At 25.2% G+C, this 22,241-nt stretch carries 22 protein-coding genes; 17 read left to right on the top strand and 5 right to left on the bottom strand.

Translation table 11 applies throughout. The annotated features are described in order from the left end of the window. Positions 1-2: 2 nt before the first annotated feature. The 16 genes from tpiA to ispF are packed head-to-tail and all read left to right on the top strand — an operon-like array spanning position 3 to position 14,858. Positions 3-773, top strand: a complete 771-nt coding sequence (gene tpiA, locus QMD25_06075) for a triose-phosphate isomerase (protein MDI6861561.1) — start codon at positions 3-5, stop codon at positions 771-773. After that, on the top strand, positions 774-1,436 hold the full coding sequence (deoC, locus tag QMD25_06070; protein MDI6861560.1) for a deoxyribose-phosphate aldolase: 663 nt from the start codon (positions 774-776) through the stop codon (positions 1,434-1,436). Continuing rightward, complete coding sequence (gene recO, locus QMD25_06065; GenBank protein MDI6861559.1) at positions 1,423-2,145, top strand: DNA repair protein RecO; 723 nt, start codon at positions 1,423-1,425, stop codon at positions 2,143-2,145. Before deoC ends, recO begins: the two co-directional genes overlap by 14 nt. A gap of 35 nt (positions 2,146-2,180) precedes the next feature. Further along, positions 2,181-2,846: a rhomboid family intramembrane serine protease gene (locus QMD25_06060; GenBank protein ID MDI6861558.1), complete on the top strand. Its 666-nt coding sequence runs from the start codon at positions 2,181-2,183 to the stop codon at positions 2,844-2,846. Continuing rightward, the gene (pyk, locus tag QMD25_06055; GenBank protein ID MDI6861557.1) at positions 2,836-4,242 is read left to right on the top strand and encodes a pyruvate kinase; all 1,407 of its coding nucleotides are present in this window, start codon (positions 2,836-2,838) and stop codon (positions 4,240-4,242) included. The genes QMD25_06060 and pyk overlap by 11 nt, the downstream gene beginning before the upstream one ends. A gap of 2 nt (positions 4,243-4,244) precedes the next feature. Further along, on the top strand, positions 4,245-4,541 hold the full coding sequence (locus QMD25_06050) for a septum formation initiator family protein (GenBank protein ID MDI6861556.1): 297 nt from the start codon (positions 4,245-4,247) through the stop codon (positions 4,539-4,541). Between the two features lie 34 nt (positions 4,542-4,575). Further along, on the top strand, positions 4,576-7,041 hold the full coding sequence (locus tag QMD25_06045; GenBank protein MDI6861555.1) for a DNA polymerase I: 2,466 nt from the start codon (positions 4,576-4,578) through the stop codon (positions 7,039-7,041). Beyond that, positions 7,038-7,637 (top strand): dephospho-CoA kinase, encoded by a 600-nt coding sequence (gene coaE, locus QMD25_06040; GenBank protein MDI6861554.1) that lies wholly within the window; start codon positions 7,038-7,040, stop codon positions 7,635-7,637. Before QMD25_06045 ends, coaE begins: the two co-directional genes overlap by 4 nt. Then, positions 7,627-8,355, top strand: a complete 729-nt coding sequence (locus tag QMD25_06035) for a PD-(D/E)XK nuclease family protein (protein MDI6861553.1) — start codon at positions 7,627-7,629, stop codon at positions 8,353-8,355. The genes coaE and QMD25_06035 overlap by 11 nt, the downstream gene beginning before the upstream one ends. Further along, positions 8,343-9,743 carry a glutamate--tRNA ligase gene (gene gltX, locus QMD25_06030; protein MDI6861552.1) on the top strand — a complete coding sequence of 467 codons (1,401 nt, stop codon included), beginning with the start codon at positions 8,343-8,345 and terminating at the stop codon, positions 9,741-9,743. The genes QMD25_06035 and gltX overlap by 13 nt, the downstream gene beginning before the upstream one ends. A gap of 23 nt (positions 9,744-9,766) precedes the next feature. Then, positions 9,767-10,285: a UvrB/UvrC motif-containing protein gene (locus tag QMD25_06025; protein ID MDI6861551.1), complete on the top strand. Its 519-nt coding sequence runs from the start codon at positions 9,767-9,769 to the stop codon at positions 10,283-10,285. Further along, positions 10,266-11,318 carry a hypothetical protein gene (locus QMD25_06020; GenBank protein ID MDI6861550.1) on the top strand — a complete coding sequence of 351 codons (1,053 nt, stop codon included), beginning with the start codon at positions 10,266-10,268 and terminating at the stop codon, positions 11,316-11,318. The genes QMD25_06025 and QMD25_06020 overlap by 20 nt, the downstream gene beginning before the upstream one ends. Continuing rightward, positions 11,315-12,664: a DNA repair protein RadA gene (gene radA / locus QMD25_06015; GenBank protein MDI6861549.1), complete on the top strand. Its 1,350-nt coding sequence runs from the start codon at positions 11,315-11,317 to the stop codon at positions 12,662-12,664. The genes QMD25_06020 and radA overlap by 4 nt, the downstream gene beginning before the upstream one ends. Continuing rightward, positions 12,664-13,761, top strand: a complete 1,098-nt coding sequence (locus QMD25_06010; protein MDI6861548.1) for a PIN domain-containing protein — start codon at positions 12,664-12,666, stop codon at positions 13,759-13,761. The genes radA and QMD25_06010 overlap by 1 nt, the downstream gene beginning before the upstream one ends. Next, positions 13,730-14,413, top strand: a complete 684-nt coding sequence (locus QMD25_06005; GenBank protein MDI6861547.1) for an IspD/TarI family cytidylyltransferase — start codon at positions 13,730-13,732, stop codon at positions 14,411-14,413. The genes QMD25_06010 and QMD25_06005 overlap by 32 nt, the downstream gene beginning before the upstream one ends. Continuing rightward, positions 14,391-14,858, top strand: coding sequence for a 2-C-methyl-D-erythritol 2,4-cyclodiphosphate synthase (ispF, locus tag QMD25_06000; GenBank protein MDI6861546.1), 468 nt, complete (start codon positions 14,391-14,393; stop codon positions 14,856-14,858). Before QMD25_06005 ends, ispF begins: the two co-directional genes overlap by 23 nt. Here the strand turns inward: ispF and QMD25_05995 are convergent. The 4 genes from QMD25_05995 to pheS form a co-directional block, all read right to left on the bottom strand. After that, complete coding sequence (locus QMD25_05995) at positions 14,855-15,844, bottom strand: PHP domain-containing protein (GenBank protein ID MDI6861545.1); 990 nt, start codon at positions 15,842-15,844, stop codon at positions 14,855-14,857. The two genes, ispF and QMD25_05995, sit on opposite strands and share 4 nt — an antisense overlap. Before the next feature lie 63 nt (positions 15,845-15,907). Continuing rightward, positions 15,908-16,549 carry a hypothetical protein gene (locus tag QMD25_05990; GenBank protein MDI6861544.1) on the bottom strand — a complete coding sequence of 214 codons (642 nt, stop codon included), beginning with the start codon at positions 16,547-16,549 and terminating at the stop codon, positions 15,908-15,910. Beyond that, complete coding sequence (gene pheT, locus QMD25_05985) at positions 16,542-18,965, bottom strand: phenylalanine--tRNA ligase subunit beta (GenBank protein ID MDI6861543.1); 2,424 nt, start codon at positions 18,963-18,965, stop codon at positions 16,542-16,544. Before pheT ends, QMD25_05990 begins: the two co-directional genes overlap by 8 nt. A gap of 11 nt (positions 18,966-18,976) precedes the next feature. Further along, positions 18,977-19,999, bottom strand: a complete 1,023-nt coding sequence (gene pheS / locus QMD25_05980; protein MDI6861542.1) for a phenylalanine--tRNA ligase subunit alpha — start codon at positions 19,997-19,999, stop codon at positions 18,977-18,979. A gap of 62 nt (positions 20,000-20,061) precedes the next feature. Between pheS and QMD25_05975 the strand changes: the two genes are divergently transcribed. Further along, a complete protein-coding gene (locus QMD25_05975; protein ID MDI6861541.1) occupies positions 20,062-21,102 on the top strand; it encodes a lysylphosphatidylglycerol synthase transmembrane domain-containing protein in 1,041 nt (346 codons plus the stop codon). Here the strand turns inward: QMD25_05975 and mnmA are convergent. Further along, positions 21,097-22,131, bottom strand: a complete 1,035-nt coding sequence (gene mnmA, locus QMD25_05970) for a tRNA 2-thiouridine(34) synthase MnmA (protein ID MDI6861540.1) — start codon at positions 22,129-22,131, stop codon at positions 21,097-21,099. The genes QMD25_05975 and mnmA overlap by 6 nt on opposite strands. Positions 22,132-22,241: the final 110 nt, after the last annotated feature.

The raw sequence follows: 22,241 nt of genomic DNA, 5'->3' as shown, positions 1-22,241 counted from the left end.
TTATGCGTAGAGGTTGGATTGGTGGCAATTGGAAAATGAACAAACTCATGAATGATGCAAAAGAGACAATTGTCGCACTAAACAAAAGTGTTTCTCTTTTAAGGGGGAGTGATATTGTTATTTTTCCACCTTTTACTTTGCTCTATTTTTTAAAAGATTTTTTTGAATTACCTCATATGTATCTTGGGGCACAAAATATGCATTGGGAAGAGAGTGGTGCCTATACTGGCGAAATTTCACCAACAATGTTGAAAGAGATTGGAGTAGAATATGTTATTCTTGGTCATTCTGAAAGAAGAAAAATTTTTGGTGAAACAGATGAAATGATAAACAAAAAAGTTATTGCTGCAATTAAATATGGTTTAAAACCAGTACTCTGTTTAGGCGAAACTCTTGAAGAGAGAAAAAAAGGAATTGAAAAAGAGATAGTTGAAAATCAGTTTAAAAATGATCTTAAAAAAATACCACTTAACTCACTTGAAAATATTATAATTGCTTATGAACCTGTTTGGGCGATTGGCACTGGAGTAAATGCTACACCCAAAGAAGCAAGTGATATGCATAAATTTATTAGAGAATTAATTGAAAAGTATGGTGGTGGTGAAATTGCTCAAAAAATAAGAATTGTATATGGTGGAAGTGTAAGAATTGAAAATGTGGAGGAGCTTGCAAATGAAGATGAAATAGATGGATTCCTTGTTGGAGGCGCATCTTTAAGAGTTGATGCTTTTTCAAAAATTATTGAGATATTTAATGAAGTAAAGGGGTTTTAAATGACAAAAAAAGAGATTGTTAAATTTATAGACCATACTTTGTTGAAGCCAGAAGGAACAATTTTAGATATAAAAAGACTATGTGATGAAGCAATTAAATATGGGTTTTTTGCTGTATGTGTAGCACCAGTTTATGTTAGTTATGTAAAAGAAATTCTTAATGGATATGACATTAAAATTGCTACAGTTGTTGGTTTTCCATTAGGTAATTCCACTATTAAAACGAAAATTTTTGAAGCAAAAGAGGCTATTAAAAATGGAGCAGATGAAATAGATATGGTTATTAATATTGGATATCTAAAATCAAAAAATTATAAGTATATATATGATGAAATAAACACGATTAAAAATGAGATAGGAGATAAAATTCTTAAAGTTATTATAGAAACATCGCTTTTAAATATAGAAGAAAAAATAATTGCTTCTACAATCGTTAAAGCAGCAGGTGCAGATTTTGTAAAAACCTCAACAGGTTTCTCTCAAGGAGGAGCAACAAAAGAGGATGTTGAGTTAATAAGAAAAGTTGTTGGAGAAAATTTTGGAGTTAAAGCGTCAGGAGGCATAAGAACATTTGAGCAGGCTGTTGAATTAATTAAATCTGGTGCTAATAGAATTGGCACATCATCTTCAGTCAAAATAGTGGAAGAAAATGGAAATAGTTAGAACAAAATCTTTTATAATAAAAAAAATACCAATAAAAGAATATGATGCTTTAGTTTTTCTATTTACAGATACAATAGGAAAAGTTGTTGCAAGAGCAAAAAGTGGCTTTAAAAAAGATACAAAATGGACTTCTATTATAGAAACAATGAATCTAATTGATACATCTCTTTATAAGAAAAGAGATTATTATTATTTAACTGAAACAAAAGTTATAGAGTCGTTTTTAACTATAAAAAGAGATTTAAATAGGTCTCTTGTTGCCCTTCAAGTTTTAGATTTAATAGATAAAACACAGGTTGAAAATAATTCTAATAATAATCTTTTTAATGCACTTTTTGATTTTTTTAACAAATTAAAAACTTTCAACAACTATAACTCACTTTTTATTAATTTTATTTTTAATTTTATTAAAATTGAAGGTGTTCAATTTCCTTTTGATAAATGTATAAAATGTAGCGAAATGATAAAAGAAGAATATACATATGATTTTAATTTAAATGGTTTTGTTTGTTCAAGTCACAGAACAAAAAATTTTATAGAGTTAAATAAAAATTTATATGAAAAAATAATGATGATAAGTCTTAATTATGAAGAAAGTATTGTGTTTGAAAGGGATGAGTTAGAAATAATTTATTTGATACTTTCATCCTTTTTAGAGAACAATTTTGGATTTAAATTTAAAAACTATTTCAATAAAATTTTTGTATAATTTTATTAATAAATTTATTAATTTAAGGAGGATTTATGATACCTATTTCAGATATAAATCCAAGAAGAAAATTTCCACTCGTAGTTATATCTTTAATAGTTATTAATTTTCTAATTTTTATTTATCAAATTATGTTAAGAAATCCTATCCCTTTTATTTATAAATGGGCCTTAATTCCAAAAAACCTTTTTAAATTTGGGGGTTTTGAATATCTAAAACTTATAACTTCAACTTTTTTACATGGAAATTTTGCTCATATAATTGGAAATATGCTTTATCTTTGGGTTTTTGGTGATAATGTTGAAAATGAAGTTGGTTCAATTAAATTTTTAATTTTTTATTTTTTATGTGGTATTCTAGCAGGTCTTACACATTCTTTTATCTATTCAAACTCACCAATTCCTACAATTGGAGCATCTGGTGCAATTGCTGGTGTTTTGGGTGCATATTTTTATCTATATCCCAATGCTAAAGTTTTGGCACTGGTTCCACTATTTTGGTATTTTTCTGTTATACCTGTTCCAGCAATAATTTTTCTTGGTTTTTGGTTTATTCTTCAATTGATTCCAGGATTTGCTAGTTTGGGAACTGTTGCTTCAGGCGTTGCTTATTGGGCTCATATTGGAGGTTTTATTGCTGGGTTAATTTTAATAATCTTATTTGGTGGAAGAAGACAAAAATATAGGTATTATGAATTTTAAAAAGACAAAAATAATTGTAACTCTCGGTCCAGCCTCTGAAAAAAAAGAAATAATTAAGAAACTTTTTGAAAATGGAGCAGACATATTTAGATTAAATTTATCTCATGGAGATTATAATTATCATAGTAATTTAATAAAAAAAGTTAGAGATATTGATAAATTTATACCAATACTCTTTGATTTACAAGGACCAAAATTAAGAATAGGGAAATTTAAAAATAAAAAAATTTTATTGAAGAGTGGTGATAATTTTATTTTAACAACAAAAAAAGTTTTAGGTGACAAAAACTATGTTTCAATTTCATATGAAAGTTTGCCAAAATATCTTCAAAAAGGAGATACAATTCTCCTTGATGATGGAAGAATAAAACTTAGAGTTTTATCAACTGGGGAAGATTATATAGAAACTAAAGTAGTTGAAGGTGGAGAATTAAGTGATAATAAAGGAATTAATGTTCCAAAAGAATCTTTAGATATTCCTTCTTTAACAGAAAAGGATATTGAAGATATAAAATTTGGAATAAAAGAAAAAGTCGATTTTATTGCTTTATCTTTTGTCAAAAATGCAGATGATATTTTATTTTTAAAAGATTTCCTTAAAAAACATGGATATTATATTCCTGTAATTGCAAAAATTGAAAAGAGAGATGCTGTTAAAAATATAGATAAAATTATAGATGTTTCAGATGGTGTTATGGTTGCAAGAGGAGATTTGGGAATTGAAGTTAATCTTGAGGAAGTATCTATACTTCAGAAAAAAATATTGAATAAAACACTTTTTTCTGAAAAATTTTCTATTACTGCAACTCAAATTCTTGATTCAATGGTTGAAAAACCCTATCCAACAAGAGCAGAAGTTTCAGATATAACGAATGCAATCTTCGATGGAACTGATGCCTTAATGCTTTCTCAAGAGACAGCTATAGGCAAATATCCTGTTGATGCAGTAAAATTTATAAATAGAGTCGCAAAGAAGGTTGAAAATGAACTTCCATATGAGGCATGGCTATTAAATATGGAGTTGTATATTAAAAATGATCCTCTTTTATCAATATGCTACTCTGCAGTTTTATTAAGTTTAAAAGTTAGAGCAAAGGCAATAATTGTTACTACAGAAACTGGAAAAACCGCGATAAATATATCAAGATTTAGACCTAGTGCACCAGTTTTTGCATTAACTCCAAATGAAAATGCTGTCAAACAAATGAAAGTCTATTGGGGTATTATTCCAATTCTTGTTAAAAGATTTACAAGCGAAAGTGATATAATTAACACAATTGAATATGAGGCTAGAAAAATTAAATTTTTAAAAAGTGGAGATTATTATATTTCTGTTTCAGGTGTAATACCAGGAGTACCAGGTGGAACAAATATGATTAAGTTAAATAAGGTTTAAATATGAATAACAAATTAGTGTATAAAAGAAAAGAAATTGAAACAACAATTTTAGTTTTATTCATTTTAATTTTTATTTATATTATATCTTTTCCATTAGTTAAGTTTTTTAAATTAAAAAATGAGATTAAAAATTTAGAAAATGAAATTTCGGTATATAAAGATAAAATTGAAGAATTAAAACTGAAAATTGAATTCATAAAAAGTGACGAAGGAATAGAAAAGTGGATAAAGGAGAATTTTAAGTTAACAAGAGATGGAGAAAAAATTTACATAATTAAAGAGAAAAAAGTTGACTGAAATTTAAAAAATTAATATAATATTCAAAATGGTCATGAAAAAGATTTTTTTAATTGACGGAAGCTCTCTTCTTTTTAGAACTTATTATGCGCTACCTCCTTTGATTAATTCAAAAGGTGAACCAACTGGTGCTACATATGGTTTTGTTAGGATTTTACTAAATTTAATTGATGATGAAAATCCGGAATATATAGCAGTTTCTTTTGATAAGGGTGCCCCAACTTTTAGAATTGATATAATGCCTCAATATAAGGAAAATAGACCAAAAGCTCCACCTGAAATTAAGATCCAAAAAGAAAGAGTTAAGGAGATACTTAATAGTTTTGGAATTAAATCAATAGAGATAGAGGGGTATGAGGGAGATGATATTATTGGAACAATTAAAAATAAGGCTCAAGAGGAATCTTTTTATTCAATCATTATAACAGCCGATAGAGATCTACTTCAACTTCTTTCAGATAAAAGTGAAGTTAGACTAACAAAAAAAGGTATAACAGATATTGAAGTTTATACAAAAGAAAAATTTATAAATGAATTTGAGATAACCCCTGAAAGATTACCAGAACTTAAAGCATTAGTTGGTGATGCTTCAGATAATATACCTCGAGTACCAGCTCTTGGTCCAAAAAGTAGTATCAAATTATTAAAAGAATATAAATCACTTTTTGAATTATTGGAAAATCCACCAGGAGGTAAAATAGGAGAAATAATAAAAAACTATAGAGAACAAATTATATCATCATATGAAGTTGCAAAAATAAAAACAGATTTGGATATCCAAATTTCAATTTCGGATTTAAAAAGAGGCGAAATGAATATAAATAATATAATAAAAATATTTTCAGAACTTGAATTCCACTCTTTGATTGATAGATTTAAAATTGAAGAGAAAAAAGTTGATCTAAACTTTATTTCTAAAGAAACTCTTTTGGGTGAAGATAAAATATCTTTTTTAAAACACAATGATGAAATAATTTTTTATTGTAAAAAGGGATTTTATAGAGGAAAAAAGGATGATTTATTAGAATTAAATAACCAAAAAATTTTAATTACACACAACTTCAAAAACTTAATTTCAAGTCTTTATCCTTTGGAGTTTAAACAAAATATATTTGATACTGAACTTGCAAGTTATATATTAAACACAAATAAAAAAAATTATGATTTAAAAACTTTAATTCCATTATATTTAGGCGAAAGTGTTTCAGATGAAAATGTTGAAAATTTATTACCAAAATTATTGAAATTAGGAGAAATACTATTAAAAGAGATAGAAGATTGTAATTTAAAAAGACTTCTTTTTGATGTTGAACTTCCAATATCTTATGTATTAAGTGACATGGAATTTTATGGAATAAAAGTAGATAAAGAAAAGTTAATAAAAATAAGAGATGAATTAAGGAAAAAAATTGAAAAACTTACAATCGAAATTTCTGAAATAGCAGGTTTTCCAATTAATCCTCAATCACCAAAACAGGTTAGTTTTCTATTATATGAAAAATTAAATTTAAAAAATTTCTTAAAAAATAAAAAAAGTTTATCAACAGATCAGGATACATTAATTGAATTAATAAATCTCCACCCAGTCATTGAAAAAATATTAGAGTTTAGAGAATTGAATAAACTTCTTACTACTTATTTCAATGTTTTACCTGAACTTGTTGATAAAGATAATAGATTACATACCACTTTTATACAAACTGGAACGACTACAGGTAGAATTATTTCAAAAGAACCAAATTTACAAAATATTCCTATAAGAACTGATTTTGGAAAAAAAGTAAGAGAAGCATTTATTTCAGATGATGATTATTATTTAGCATCTTTTGATTATTCTCAAATTGAATTAAGGATTCTTGCTCATTTTTCATCAGATGAAAACCTTATAGAGGCTTTTAAAAACAATTTAGATATCCATACTGAAACAGCATCACAACTTTTTTCTATTCCAAAAGAGAAAATTAATGAAGAACATAGAAGAAAAGCAAAAACAATAAATTATGGAGTAATTTATGGAATGAGCCCTCATGGATTGGCAAGAGAGCTTAGAATTTCTGAAGAAGAAGCTGAAATTTACATAAATATGTATTTCAATAAATTTAAAGGAGTTAAAAAATTCATTGACAACATTATTAATGAGGCCAAAGAAAAGGGTTATGTAGAAACAATTCTTGGTAGAAGAAGATATATTCCTGAATTTAAATCAAAAAATATAAACCTTATTAAATTTGGAGAGAGAATTGCAATAAATACACCAATTCAAGGTTCAGGAGCAGATATAATAAAAGTTAGTATGGTTAATATATGGAATAAATTAAAAAACAAAAAGTCAAGAATAGTTTTACAGATACATGATGAATTGCTTTTGGAGATTCATAAGAATGAAGTTCAAGAAGTGGTTGAGATGGTGAAAAAAGAAATGGAGAATACAATAAAACTGTCAGTTCCGATAAAAGTTGAATATGGAATTGGTAAGAATTGGCTTGAGTGTAAAAAATGAAATTAATTGGACTTACAGGAAATATTGCATCTGGAAAATCAAAAATAAGCGAATATCTTAAAACTAAAGGGTTTAAAATAATAGATGCTGATTCAATTGGAAAGACAGTTTTAAGTTTGGAGAGTGTAAAAAATAAAGTAGTTAGAACATTTGGAAAAAATATTTTAAATGAAGATGGATCTATAAATCGAAGAGAACTTGGAAATATTGTTTTTTCTTCGAAAGAAAATCTTAAAAGATTAAATAGAATAACCCTACCTATATTAACAAAATTAATAAAGAAAAAAATAAATGAATTAAAAAGAAAAAAAACTAAATATGTAATTTTAGATGCTGCCATTTTAATAGAAGCTCGCTGGCATAAATTTGTTGATGAAGTTTGGGTTGTTTATACAGATCCTGAAACTCAACTTGAGAGATTAATTAAAAGAGAGAATTATAGTATTGAAGAAGCGAAAAATAGAATAGAGGCTCAATTAAATATTGAAGAAAAATTAAAATATGCAGATAGAGTTATAAACAATTCATATAATTGGGAAAATACAAAAGAACAGATTGATAACATTTTGAAGGAGATATTTAAGAATGAAACTTAGTTTTTCAAAAATTAGAACTTATCTTGAATGTCCTTTAAAATATTATTTTCTATATGAATTGAAATTAAAAGAAAAACCTAAACCTTATAAATCATTTGGAAAAACACTTCATTTGACCCTTTCAAAATTTCATACTTTACCAAAATATCCTTCATTTGAGAAATTAAAAGAAATATATGAGACTTACTGGATTGGAGAGGGGTTTAAAGATAGTGATGAAGAGAAAAAAGAATTTTTAAGAGGTCTCGAATTGTTAAAAAAATATTATTATAAAAACATTTTTAATTATGAGATGGCATATAAAGTAGAAACTGAGGTTAAGTTTAAGGTCAACGATTTTGAGATATTTGGGTTTATAGATAGAATTGATAAAATAAATGATGACTATGAAGTAATAGAATATAAAACTGGTAAATATAATGTTGATTTTAATGCAATTGGACTTATTGATGAGAGTGAGTTGCTTCAAATGTCAATTTACTACATTGCATTTGAAAATGAATTTAAGAAACCACCAAGATTTTTATCAATTTATTATTTATCTCTTGATTACGATAGTAAAAAGAGAATCAATTTAAAAGAAGAAAATTTGAAAGAGTCAATAGATTTAATAATTGATGTTGGTACAAAAATTAAAAATAAGAAATTTTATAAAAAGGAGAATAATTTTTGCAGATATTGTGATTTTAAAAAGGAGTGTTCAGAATGGAAAATGTAAGGGTAAGATTCGCTCCATCCCCTACGGGTCTTTTACATATAGGAAGCGTAAGAACAGCTTTTATTAATTTCTTATTTTCAAAAAAAGTAAAAGGTATTTTTATTTTGAGAATAGAAGATACTGATGTGGAGAGATCTACAAAAGAATCGACAGAGGCTATTTTAAATGGATTAAAATGGTTAAATATTATATGGGACGAAGGTCCATATTTTCAAAGCGAGAGATTAGATATTTATAAAAATTATCTTCAAATTCTTGTTAATAAAGGACTTGCCTATCCCTGTTTTTGTAAAAAAGAAGAAATTGAGAAAGAAAAAGAAGAATCCATAAGAAAAGGAAAAATTTATAAATATAGTGGAAAATGTAAAAATTTAACTTATGAAGAAATTAATAGAAGATTAAATTTAAATGAAGAACATGCATACAGATTTAAAGTACCAAAAGGAAAGGTTGTTTTTGATGATTTAATAAAAGGAAAGGTTGAGTTTAATAATGAAATTTTAGATGATTTTATAATTGTTAGAAGTGATGGTATGCCTGTTTACAATTTTTCCTGTGTTGTTGATGATATTGAGATGAAAATCTCTCATGTTATTAGAGGAGAAGATCATCTTTCAAATACCCATAAACAAATACTTTTATACAATGCATTCGGAGTTGAGCCTCCAAAATTTGGACATCTTCCTCTTATTCTTGGAAAAGATAGAGAAAAATTATCAAAAAGACACGGTTCAGTCTCTATAGAAGAGTTTATGAAAGAAGGCTATTTACCAGAAGCAATTTTAAACTATATATTTTTAATAGGATTTTCATTAAAGGAGTCAAAAGAGATTTTCTCATTAAATGAGATGATAGATTTGTTTTCATTTGATAAAATTTCTAAAAGTTCCCCAGTTTTTGATCATGATAAATTAAAGTGGATAAATTCTTATTATATAAGAAATTTAAATGAAGAATCACTTTTTGTTATAGCAGATAAATTTATTCCAGAAAAGTTAAAATTGAAAGGAAATGAATTGTTATACAAAATTTTAAAAGAAATAAAAGGAAATATCAAAATTTTAAGTGATATAGAATATCTTACAGAATATTTTTATAATGAACCATTATATGAGAATAATATAATAAATGAAATTAAAAATAATAAAATTTTTATTGAGTTTCTAAAAACTTTTTACTTAAAAATTAATAAGTTAGAGATTTTTGATAGTTTAAATATAGAAAATTGTGTTAAAAGTATATTAAATGAATTAAATATTAAATTAAAAGATATTGCACAATCTTTAAGGTATATACTAACTGGAAGATTTGCGTCTCCTGGTTTGTTTATTTTAATGGAACTTTTGGGCAAAGATGTAGTTCTAAAAAGAATTAAAAAATTTATATGATAAAATGATTTTAGAGGTAAAACATGATTTGTGATATTTGCAAAAAGAACGAAGCATCTATTTTTATAACAGAAATAATAAACAATGAAAAAAAAGAACTTCATATATGTTTTGAATGTGCTTCAAAATTAGGATTAAAGGGTATATTAAAAGAGTTAAATATTCCATATGATGAAAATATAATAAAGAAATTTTTAAGTTTAATGCCAGGTTTTATTGAAGAAGACAAAGAAGAAAAAGTTTGCAATGTATGTGGGACAAAATTTGAGGAATTTAAAAAAACCGGATTTTTAGGATGTAGCAAATGTTATGATAATTTCAAAGAAGAATTAAGGCCAATAATATTAAACTTACATGGTAGTATGAAACATGTTGGAAAAAGAAAAGGAGAAAAATTTACACCGAGAACATCAATAGATGAAAAAATTAAAAATTTAAAAAGAGAATTAGAATATGCAATTGAAGAAGAGAGATATGAAGATGCAGCAAAAATAAGAGATAAAATAAAAGAACTTTTAAATAATGTTAAAAACAATTCTTAAGAATTTACCCAATTGGATTAAAGTTTATGGTTCAAATGGAGATGTTATAATTAGCAGCAGAATCAAAGTTGCCAGAAATATAGAAGGTTTTAATTTTCCACAAAAATGTTTGCTTTCAGAGAAAAACGAAATAGTTAGAATTATCAGTGAAAAGATTGAAAAATCAAATTTTTACAAGAAATTTAATCTATTTGGGTTAAATATTCTTGATTTAAGCGATGTTGAAAGGTATGCTCTTGTGGAAATGCATTTAGTTTCGCCCTTATTCATTGAAAATCCTTATGGAAAATATTTATATTTAAGTGAAGATGGAACAGTAAGTATAATGATAAATGAGGAAGATCATTTAAGAATACAAATAATTAAAGAAGGTTTTACTCTTGATGATATCATTATAAATGTTTTTGAAATAGGAGATGAATTAGAAGATAATATTGAAATATCATACTCTAATAATCTTGGTTATTTAACATCTTGTCCAACTAATGTTGGTACAGGATTAAGAGCATCTCTTCTTGTTCATTTGCCAATTTTGACATTAACTGGTAAAATGAATGACATAATTGAGAATTCAACAAAATTCTCAATAACTATTAGAGGAACATTTGGTGAATGGAGCGAAACAGTTTCTTCTTTATTTCAAATTTCAAATTCAACATCGCTTGGTAAAAGTGAAGAGACTATAATTGATAGTGTTAAAAAAATAGGAAGAGAGATAATTAAATTAGAAAGAGAGGAAAGAGAAAAGTATGTTTTAAAAAATAAAAATTTTCTATTAGATGAGGTTAGAAAAGTAAAAAATAAATTAAAATATTCCTATAAAATCTCCTATAAAGATGTGAGTGAAACTCTTTCAATTTTGAGATTAGCATCTTTATTGAAAATTATCGATATACCTATTGAATTGATAAATGAACTCTTAATTAAAACAAGGTCTAATATCATGAAAATTGAATTTGAAACCCCTTTAGAAAGTATAATAGATAATTTAAGAGCAGAATATATTAAGAATATTTTAAAGGAATACCTATGAATAAAAAAAACAAAAAATATATTTGTAAAATTTGTGGATATGAATCTTTTATTAAACTTGGAAAATGTCCTTATTGTGGTTCTTGGGATTCTTTTGAAGAAGAATCTATAAATTCAAATGTCTCTTTAGAAGATGTTTCTTTTAAAAAAGAAGACTTTTCAAAAATAGAAACAAAAAGAATAAGTACAGGGTTTACAGAAATAGACGAATTATTAGGTGGAGGCTTTCTTGAGGGTTCATTTGTTCTAATTTCAGGTGAACCAGGAATAGGTAAATCCACTTTATTATTACAAATATGCCTAAATATATCCAAAGATAAAAAGGTTCTATATATTTCAGGTGAGGAATCAAGTTTACAAATATTTAGTAGATTAAAAAGATTAACCAATGAAATTCCAGAGAATTTATATATTATGTATGAAACAGAAATCAATACAATAATAGATACATTAGATAAAATTAAACCTACATTATTTATATTAGATTCAATTCAAGTTATAAGAGATGAGAATCTTGAATCTCTTTCAGGTTCACCATCGCAAGTAAGAAATGTGGCTGAAAAAATTGGTGAATTTATAAAGAAAAACATGGTCATTGGGATTGCTGTAGGCCATATTACCAAAGAAGGTGAAATTGCTGGACCAAAATTATTAGAACATATTGTCGATACAGTTTTATATTTAGAGGGCGAGAAATATCAATATTATAGAATATTAAGATGTAAAAAAAATAGATTTGGTTCAACTCAAGAAATAGTTATTTTATCAATGGAAGAGGAGGGATTAAAAGAGATAAAAAATCCATCTTCCTTATTTTTAACTAAAAGAGATAAAGAAGTTCCAGGAAGTACTATAGTGCCTGTTCTTGAATCTGGACAGAAACCCATTTTAGTTGAAGTTCAATCACTTTCTGTTCCAACCTATTATTCCCAACCCAAAAGGGTGAGTTTAGGAATTGATATTATTAGAGTATCAATAATGATTGCAATTATAGAAAAATTTTTTAAATTAAACCTATCAAAGTTTGACATTTTTATTAATGTGACTGGTGGTATAAAAATCGAAGAAAGATCTCCTGATTTACCACTTATAATTTCAATTTATTCATCTCTAACTAACATTCCAACTTCAAACATTGTATCTTTTGGAGAAGTGGGCTTAAGTGGAGAAATTAGACCAGTTTCATTCATAAAAAGGAGAATTTTAGAAAGTATAAAACTTGGTTTCAGAAATTTTATTGTTCCAAAATTTCATAATGATGATGTAAAATTAAATAAGGAGGTAAAGTTAATAGAGATATGTAACATTTATGAATTAAGAGATGTATTAAAAAAAGGAGTTTTATAATGAAAAGATTTTGGATTTTTTTTAGATATTTTTTTTCTTTTTTAGGTGGATTTATTGGATTATTTATATCTTATAAATTTATTGAATTTTTAAAAGGATTAACACATTTTAATATTTTTGTTATTTATTCTATTTTCTTTTTATTGTTTTTCTTTATATTTTATCTTTTCTGTCCGACTTTTTCTAAACTGCTTATTCTTATAGGAAACAATATAAATAAATTTTTCTCTTCATTGTCTTTGGCTGAATTATTTCTTGGTCTTTTTTCAGTTTTAATTGCACTATTAATATCATTTTTGTTATATTCATTAATATCGAAAATTCCCTTAATTGGTGTTTATCTTGGAGTAGCAACTGGTCTTTTTGTTTTTGGTGTCGTTGTTTGGGCTATTCTTTCAAGGAAAACAGAAATTATTGATTCATTTAAAAATTTAGGAAGAAGCAGTGAAGATAAAATACAAAAAGAAAAGAAATTTTTCACAAAATATATTTTAGATACTTCAGCAATAATTGATGGAAGAGTTTTAGAGTTAATTGAATTAAATTTTTTAGATGGAAGAATTTATATACCAATTTTTATATTAGAAGAATTACAGCTTGTTGCTGATTCAGAAGATCAGTCTAAGAGAATAAGAGGTAGAAGAGGACTTGAAATATTAGATAGATTAAAGGATGAATATCCTGATAAAGTAAAAATTCTTGAGGAAAGAGGCGAAATTTTACCGATTGATACTAAATTAATAGAACTTGCAAAGAAGTTAAAAGCAAAATTAATTACAACAGATTACAATTTAACTCAAGTTTGTAGAACAAGAGGTATTCCAGTTTTAAATATTAATGAACTTGCCTTTTCATTAAGAAAGGTAGTTTTACCAGGAGAAAAAATGGAGATAAAAATAATCAAGGAGGGAAAAGAAAGGAATCAAGGTGTTGGTTATTTAGATGACGGAACAATGGTTGTAGTTGAAGAAGGCAAATTTTACATTGGTAAAAAAGTTTTAATTGAAGTTACTTCCTTTTTACAAGGACCAACTGGAACAATGATATTTGGGGAGATTGTAAAAGATGGTGGGGACAGTAATAGTTGGAGGAGGTAAAAGCGAAAGATTTAATGATGATAAAATTTTTTACAATATTAATAGTTATCCACTAATTTTTTATACTTTAATACCTTTTATAAAATGTAATAAAGTTGAAAAGATTGTTTTAGTTTTATCAAAAGAGAAATCTCATGAGGGAGTAGAGTTATTTAAAAATTTTAATAAAATTGTTGCTATTGTTGAGGGTGGAAAAGAAAGAAAAGAGTCTGTTTTAAATGGTTTAAAATATTTTTATGAAAATGAAAAAATTGATTATGTATTGATTCACGATGGAGCAAGACCTAATATAAAAATTGAGTTAATTGAGAAAGTAATCCAAAATTTAGATGAGAATTCATGTGTTATTCCAGTTATATCAGTAACCGAAACAATTAAATATATTGAAAATAAAAATACTATAAAAACTCTTGATAGAGATAAACTTTTTATAACACAAACTCCTCAGGGATTTCCTTTTTTAAAATTATATAACTTGTTAAATAGATATTTATATGAGAAATTTTTTGATGAATCAACTCTTTTTGAAAAAGAAGGTTTACCAATAAAAATTATTGATGGAGATATTGAAAATATTAAAGTCACATATAAAAGTGATATTTTGAAAGTTTTAGATTTTATTAAAAAAAATGAGAGTCGGTATAGGTTTTGATTTTCATATAATAAAGAAAAACATTCCAATGTATATTGGAGGTGTTTTAGTTAATAAGAAATTTGGTTTTTTTAGTAACACAGATGGAGATATTTTAATTCATTCAATTGTCGATGCTATTCTTGGTGCAATTGGTGAGAAAGATATTGGTGAGATTTTTAATGAAGAATGGAAAGGTAAAAGAAGTATTGAAATTTTAGAAAATACAGTAAATATATTGAACATGAAAAATTATGAAATAGTAAATTTAGATGCAGTTATTATTCTTGAAAAACCAAAAATGTCTGAGTTTAAAGAAAAAATAATAGAGAATCTATCTCTAATAATGAAAATTAATAAAGAAAAAATTAATATTAAATTTAAAACAATGGAGAAAGTTGGCATTATAGGAAAAAGTAAAGGTGGTGCTTCATTTGCTGTTGTTTTAGTAAAGGAAAAATCTTAAGTTTCTCTTTTAATTTTTAATAATTTTTGTAATTCACTAAAATTATATGTATTTATAACTTTTTTCTCATCAATTAAAGCCCTTTTTGCTATATTTAATCCATATTCTCTTGAAAATTTTAGTTGGGGTGATATGTGGGCGTCTGAACTAATGGAGAAGTAAATGTTATATTTATTTGCTTCAAAAGCGAGAGAAGAAGATAAATCCAATCTATCTAAAGTTGAGTTTATCTCTATAAATGTTTTGGTTCTTTCTGCTTCAATAAAAAATTTTTTCCAATCTATGTTCATTTCTTTTCTTTCCCCAATTTTTCTTCCGCTGGGGTGTCCTATAATTGTTATATAAGGATTATTCATTGCATTTATATACCTCTTCATATTTACTTCTTTTGTCTCATTAAAGTTATAATGAATGGATCCTATTACATAATCAAGTTCTTTCAAAATATCTTCATCGATATCGATTGAACCATCAATTCTTATGTTTGCTTCTACCCCAAAGAGTATTTTTATATTTGGAAATAGTTTTTCAACTCTTTTAATTTCAAGTCTTTCTTCTAAAATTTTTTCTCTTCTCATTCCTTTTGCAACTTTTAAATCTTCAGTATGATCAGTTATACCTATATATTCATATCCTTGCTCTACAGCATATTTTACTAATTCATATATAGAAGATATTCCATCTGAAAAATTTGAATGTACATGTAAATCTCCTTTTAATAAATAATTAAAAGAGGAACTATTTTTTAGATTTAGATAAATATCCCAATTATCTCTATATTCAGGTTGAATATACGGTAATGATAAAAGATAAAAAATCTCTTTTTCATCTAAATCTTTTATCTTTAAAAACTCTTCTCTAAAAGTATCAATATTTATTTTTTTTGCCTTTTCTTTTAAAAATTTATTAAAACTTCTTGGCCCAGTAAAATAAATTAACGCTGAACCTAAATACACTTCTGGTACAAAATTTATAATAATTTCCAAATCTGAATAAATTGTTTTTATTTTTATAAAATTTACACCTTTTTCAATTATATTAAAATCACTTTACATTTTTAAAATATTAATAATATTTTCATAATATTTATCAACTACCACTATGTTAACATTCTTTATAATTTCTTTTTTTCTTCTTAAACTACCTACAAGGAAAAGTTCTTTTATTCCCGATTCTTCTAATTTATTTTTTATAAATTTAAAAACAGAGATTCCATAAGAATATGAAAATTCATTTTGTAATTTATTATACACACTTAAATTTTTATTTATAATCTCTTCGCCTTTTATTCCTATTTCTTTAATATTTCTTAATTTTTTCTCCTTTAAAGCAATTTTTAAATCATTAATATCAAGAATATTTAACTCTTTATAAAGAATATTAGCAAGACTTTTACCAATTCCAGGTATTCTTGTAAGTTTTATCAATGAATTTGGGGTTTCTTTTAATAATGTTTCAATTTCTTCACATTTTCCATTATAAATTAATTCTCTCAAGATCTTTCTTATATAATTTTTTTCAATAAAATATTTTTCAAAAAGGTTTAAGTTTTCTTTATTTAAATCAAATTCTAATGATTGAATTGTATCTGCAACAATTTTAAGTTCAGTAATTATTCTTTTATTTATATTTTTAAACTTTAAAACATCAATATAGTTTAAAATTTTATTTACTATTATAAAATTATTCAACCTTTTTCCTTATAAAGCCATTAAGTTCTTTTTCTATTCTATATTCAATTCTATTTATGATTGCTTGTATATCTTTATCTGTTAAAGTTTTTTCAATACTTGAAAATAATAAATTTATTGCATAACTTTTTTTATCTAAACCAATTTTTTCATCTTCATAAATATCAAATAAAGAAATTTTACTCAAAAGAGATCCTCCTTCCTCTTTTGCTATTTTTAATAATTTGTGAAATTTTTGTTCTTTTGGTAAAACAACTGATAGATCAAATGTTAAATTCGGAAATTTAGATATTTCTTTGAAATCTTTTTTCAAAGTTACAAATTTCTTTAATTTATCAAGTTCTATTCTTAAAACATAAACTTTTTGATTTATATTAATTTTTTTGCATATATCTTCATCAATTTCTCCTAACTCACCAACAATTTCGCTATTTATAGTTATTTTTCCATATCTTGTAGGATGAAATACATTTGTTTTATCATAATTTAAAACAATAAATTCATTTATATTTAACTCTTGAAATAATTTCTCAAGTATTCCCTTTAAATTATAAAAATTATAAACTTTGTCCTTTTCTCCCCAATATTTTTCAATAAATTTACCTGATATTCCAACTATTAATTCATCTTCTTCAATAAATTCCCCTTCTTTATCATAATAAATTTTTCCAATTTCGAAAATGCCAATATTTTTGTTTCCTACATTTATATTTTTTTCAATAACTTTTAAAAGACTCGGTAAAAGATAGGTTCTTAAGACATTTTGGTCTTGTCTTAATGGATTTAGTATCTCAATAGGTTTTCTATCAAAACCAAAACTTAACAAATATTCTTTTTCAATAATTGATAAAGTAACTATTTCATTTAAACCAAGGGATGTTAAAATTTGTGTGATTTTTTCTTTTAAATTCATATTAAAATTTTCAATATAAGGATCAATTTTAATAGATGGAATTGTTGGTTGTATTTTTTCAATTCCATAATACCTTACTATTTCTTCTATAAGGTCAATCTCGGTTTTAACATCGGGTCTATTATATTCTTTTATGAATATAGAATAATCATTACCTTTTTCTATTTCTTTAAAACCACTATTTCCTAAAATTTTTATAATGTCTTCATCTTTTATATTAAATCCAATTATTTTCCTTGCTTTATCATATCTCAATTTTATTTTTTCACTTACTATTGGTTTTGGATATACATCTATTGGTTTATAAATTTTTTTACCATTAAAAGTTAGTGCAGAATTGAAGCCAATTAATAAAGTTCTATTAACATCAACACCTTTTTCAAATCTTGAGGCTGCTTCGCTATCAATTTTAAGTTTCCTTTTTGTTGTAGATATAGAAATTGGATTAAAATAAGCAGATTCAAGTAAAACATTTTTTGTTTCTAAACCAACTTCTGTTTCTTTTCCGCCAATTATTCCTGCTATTGCAATTGGGTTTATTGCATCGCAAATAAGTAACATTCCTTCTTCAAGTTCTCTTTCCTTTCCATCTAATGTTAATATCTTTTCACCCTTTTTGGATTCTCTAACAATAATTTTTTGATTTATCTTATCTAAATCAAAGGCGTGAAGTGGTTGTCCATATTCGAACATAAAAACATTAGTTGAATCAACTATATTATTTACAGGTCTTTGTTCAATTGATAATAACTTTTTTAAATTTGAAATATTAGATTTTTTTACTTCAACTCCTTCAACAATTATTCCAACATAGCGTGGACACAGATTCTCATTTTCTATCTCAATTTCAAAGTTATAAAGAGGTAAATTTTCATAATTTGAGTTTAATTCCTTGTTTATTTTAAATTTTCCAAGACCATAACGTTCAAATTCTTTTGCCAAACCATAGAGAGAAAGAACATCGCCCCTATTTAGTGTTTTTATTTCAAATATATAGTCATTTAATCCTAAAACCTCAATTAAATTTTTATCTAATGGCGTATCTTCTGGTAAAACAAAAATTCCCTCTTTATATATATCAGATAATGAGGGTTCTTCTAAACCTATTTCATCATATGATAAAAGAAGAACTTCAGAGAGATAACCATCAAACTCAATGGGAGTTACATTAATTAATTCCCTCTTTTTTTCACCATTTTTTATACTATGTTTATAAACTACACCACCTGGTAAAGCAAAGGGTACAATGTCATTTACTTTTAAATTTTTTGCGCCAGTAACAGATTTTAATATTTGACCTTTATATTCTATAAAGCATTGCGATAGTTTATCATTTATTTTTTTAATATCTTTAACCTTGCCAGTGTAGCATTCTTTTAACGAACTTTCTTTTTTAAATATCTCTTCTATTTCAAGCCCTCTAAAGGTTGTAATCTCTTTTATTTTTTCGAGTTCCTCATTTAAATCAATAAATTCACAAAGCCAATTTAAAGATACTTTCATGTTTTATCTCCTTAAAATTCATTAAGAAATCTTAAGTCATTTTCATAGAAATATCTTATATCAGATATCCCATATTTTATCATCGCAACTCTTTCAATTCCAAGGCCAAAAGCGAAACCTTGCCAAATTTCAGGGTCAATTCCAACATTTTTTAAAACATCAGGATGAACCATTCCAGCGCCAAGAATTTCAACATATCCACTATATTTGCATACATTACAACCTTTTCCATTGCATAAACTGCAAGTTGCAGCAACTTCTATACCTGGTTCTACAAAAGGAAAGTAGGAAAGATAAAATTTTGTTTGTGTTTTTTCGCCAAACATTTTTTTAGCAAAAAGATTAATTATTCCCATTAAATCTGAAAGAGAAGTATCTTTATCTATCATTAATCCCTCTATTTGATGAAACACAGGAGAATGAGATGCATCAAATGGATCTCTTCTAAAACATCTACCAGGTGAAATTATTCTTAATGGAGGTTTAATTTTTTCCATTGTTCTTATTTGAACAGGTGATGTATGTGTTCTTAAAAGTAGTCCATTAGGTAAATAAAAAGTATCCCACATATCTCTTGAAGGGTGATATTTTGGTATATTTAATGCTTCAAAATTGTAGTATTCATTTTCAATTTCTGGACCAAAAGATAAATGAAAACCCATTCTCATAAAAATTTCAACTATTTCACTTTCAACTAATTTTAATATATGTCTTTTTCCAAAATTATATGGATATCCTGGTAGAGTTTCATCTATCCTTTCCTCCTCTATTTTTTTATCTTTTAATTTTTTAATCAAAACAACTTCACGATTTTTAATTTCATCTTCGATTTGTTCTTTTAAGGTATTAATTAGTTCTCCAAGTTTTTTTCTCTCTTCTTTCTCTTCTATAATTTTTAACCTTTCCATTAGATTTTTTATAATACCTTTTTTACCTAAATATTTAACCTTTACTTTTTCCAAATCTTCAATATTTTCTGTTTTATCTAAATCCAAAAAAAGTTCTTTTAATATTTCTTCTTTTTGTAAATCCATTGTAACATCTCCTTTAAATTGATATTTGCATTTATTATATCTAAAAGTGTATAATATTTTCAATGGAAGAGAATAAGATCAATTTTAGATCTATTGCAAAAAATATACTTATTTCTTTTATTTTAACAATTCTAGCAATTTTTGTAATTGTTATTTTAACTAAAGGTGAGGGATTTTTTGGAATATTCTTTGAAATTAAACCTTTTTATCTTGTTCTTGCTTTTCTAATGGTTGGTTTCTCTTGGATTTTAGAATCAGTAATAATTTTATTAAGTTTAAAATTAGTTAATAAAAAAATTTTATTGAGAGAAGCAATTAATCTTGCAATTATAGGTAATTTCTTTTCGGCAGTTACACCATTTCAAACAGGTGGACAACCCTTTCAAATGTATCTTTTAAACAAAAATTTTAATGTTGAATATGGAAAAAGTGCTTTAATATTTTTAATAAAAGAAGTTGTAGCATTTATTGTAAGAATAAGTCTTTTTGTAGCAATTCCAATATTTATTGCATTCTTTAAATTTGAATTTAATTTAAGTAAAGGAGTTAATTTAGCCTTAAATATTGGTCTCTTATTTTATTTTTTAATTTCTATATTAATTATTCTTGCAATTTTCAAAACAAAAAAATTGGCTTTATTGATAGAAAAAATTGTAATGAAAATATTTCCTCCAAAAACATCTGAAAAAATAATAGAAGAAATCGAAAAAAATATAAACATGTTTGAAGAAGGTAAAAAAAGCATAAATAGAAAAAATATAAAAGATCTTTTTGTTATCTTTATTTTAAGTTTACTTCAATGGCTTACATCTCTTTTTATACCTGTTATATTATTAAAGGGTTTAGGTTCTGATTCTCCTATTTTATCGATTATATTTGTTACTATTATTTTTCTTTTATCGATTGTCTATGTTCCTACTCCAGGAACATCTGGAGCGGCAGAAATTGGAATTGCCTTTTTGTTTTCTTCTTTTTTACCAAGGCAACCTTTGGTTACCTTTATCTTACTTTGGAGATTTTTCTATTACTATTTAACTATAATAGTTGGAGGAATTTTTTTATTAAAAGAATTTTTAAAAAAGAGAAAGATTAAAAAATCATAAAACTCTGTCTATTTCTCCCCCACCCAAGACCATATCTTCTTGATAGAAAACTGCTGACTGCCCAGGGGTTATTGCAAATTCTTTTTCTTTTAAATACACAATTACCATATCAGTTTTGATTTCTAATTTACAGTTAATTTCTTTGCTTTTATATCTTGTCTTTACTTTAATGTTTTCATCTTTTATATTATTTATGTCAACAAGCCAATTTAAATTTTTAACCACAAATTTATCTTTTAAAACGAATTCTCTTTCTCCAACATAAACGATATTTTTTTCACTATCAATATCCACAACATATAAGGGTTCTTTCCATGATATATTTAATCCACTTCTCTGTCCAATAGTATAAAAATAATAACCTTTATGTTCGCCTAACTCTTTACCATTTATATGTAATATTTTCCCCTTTTTTTCTTTAAACACTTCTTCTAAAAAAGAATTTTTATCTTTCTTTATAAAACATAAATCTTGACTCTCTTTTGGAAATATTTCATAAATATTTAATTTTTTCAATTCATATATAACCTCATGTTTAAAATATTCTCCAAGGGGTAAATGTATCTTTTCTAAATATTCTCTTTTTAATCTATAAAGCATATATGATTGATCTTTAATTTTATCAACACCTTTCATTAAATAAAAATTGTCACCATCTTTAATTATTCTTGCATAATGGCCTGTGGAGATTAAATCCCCTTCTTTTAATAAATTTTCAATTAATAATTTAAATTTAACTTTTTCATTACAAACAACACATGGATTTGGAGTTTTGCCTATTTTATGATAATTAATAAAGTAGTTTATAACTTCATTTTTAAATTCTTCTCTTGCATCTATTATTTTTAGAGGGACATCAAGTTTATTTGTTAATATTTTTACATTTTCAAGATTACAACATTTCAAAGGACATAAATTTTCATATGATTCAAATAAAATAAATACAGCACAAACTTTTTTAAATCTTTTTTTCAATAAATATAATGCAAAACTTGAATCAACTCCGCCAGATACTCCAACATATATCACAAATTAATTTTAAATTATCTCAATAAAATTTCAAATTAATATGATTAAATAATATTTTTTTGATACCTCTTGACAAATTTAAAGTTTTTGTTAAACTACAAAAATAGTGT

Source organism: Caldisericia bacterium (genome assembly GCA_030018355.1).
In the GTDB taxonomy this organism is placed as follows: Bacteria; Caldisericota; Caldisericia; order B22-G15; family B22-G15; genus JAAYUH01.
Note: the sequence above shows the minus strand (reverse complement) of the source record. Positions and strands in the feature narration are given on the sequence as shown.

What these genes read in the sequence shown, in the direction of transcription:
- tpiA (MDI6861561.1), top strand. Translation starts at nt 3, where the DNA reads ATGCGTAGAGGTTGGATTGGTGGCAATTGGAAAATGAACAAACTCATG.
- deoC (MDI6861560.1), top strand. Translation starts at nt 774, where the DNA reads ATGACAAAAAAAGAGATTGTTAAATTTATAGACCATACTTTGTTGAAG.
- recO (MDI6861559.1), top strand. Translation starts at nt 1,423, where the DNA reads ATGGAAATAGTTAGAACAAAATCTTTTATAATAAAAAAAATACCAATA.
- QMD25_06060 (MDI6861558.1), top strand. Translation starts at nt 2,181, where the DNA reads ATGATACCTATTTCAGATATAAATCCAAGAAGAAAATTTCCACTCGTA.
- pyk (MDI6861557.1), top strand. Translation starts at nt 2,836, where the DNA reads ATGAATTTTAAAAAGACAAAAATAATTGTAACTCTCGGTCCAGCCTCT.
- QMD25_06050 (MDI6861556.1), top strand. Translation starts at nt 4,245, where the DNA reads ATGAATAACAAATTAGTGTATAAAAGAAAAGAAATTGAAACAACAATT.
- QMD25_06045 (MDI6861555.1), top strand. Translation starts at nt 4,576, where the DNA reads ATGAAAAAGATTTTTTTAATTGACGGAAGCTCTCTTCTTTTTAGAACT.
- coaE (MDI6861554.1), top strand. Translation starts at nt 7,038, where the DNA reads ATGAAATTAATTGGACTTACAGGAAATATTGCATCTGGAAAATCAAAA.
- QMD25_06035 (MDI6861553.1), top strand. Translation starts at nt 7,627, where the DNA reads ATGAAACTTAGTTTTTCAAAAATTAGAACTTATCTTGAATGTCCTTTA.
- gltX (MDI6861552.1), top strand. Translation starts at nt 8,343, where the DNA reads ATGGAAAATGTAAGGGTAAGATTCGCTCCATCCCCTACGGGTCTTTTA.
- QMD25_06025 (MDI6861551.1), top strand. Translation starts at nt 9,767, where the DNA reads ATGATTTGTGATATTTGCAAAAAGAACGAAGCATCTATTTTTATAACA.
- QMD25_06020 (MDI6861550.1), top strand. Translation starts at nt 10,266, where the DNA reads ATGTTAAAAACAATTCTTAAGAATTTACCCAATTGGATTAAAGTTTAT.
- radA (MDI6861549.1), top strand. Translation starts at nt 11,315, where the DNA reads ATGAATAAAAAAAACAAAAAATATATTTGTAAAATTTGTGGATATGAA.
- QMD25_06010 (MDI6861548.1), top strand. Translation starts at nt 12,664, where the DNA reads ATGAAAAGATTTTGGATTTTTTTTAGATATTTTTTTTCTTTTTTAGGT.
- QMD25_06005 (MDI6861547.1), top strand. Translation starts at nt 13,730, where the DNA reads ATGGTGGGGACAGTAATAGTTGGAGGAGGTAAAAGCGAAAGATTTAAT.
- ispF (MDI6861546.1), top strand. Translation starts at nt 14,391, where the DNA reads ATGAGAGTCGGTATAGGTTTTGATTTTCATATAATAAAGAAAAACATT.
- pheT (MDI6861543.1), bottom strand. Translation starts at nt 18,965, where the DNA reads ATGAAAGTATCTTTAAATTGGCTTTGTGAATTTATTGATTTAAATGAG.
- pheS (MDI6861542.1), bottom strand. Translation starts at nt 19,999, where the DNA reads ATGGATTTACAAAAAGAAGAAATATTAAAAGAACTTTTTTTGGATTTA.
- QMD25_05975 (MDI6861541.1), top strand. Translation starts at nt 20,062, where the DNA reads ATGGAAGAGAATAAGATCAATTTTAGATCTATTGCAAAAAATATACTT.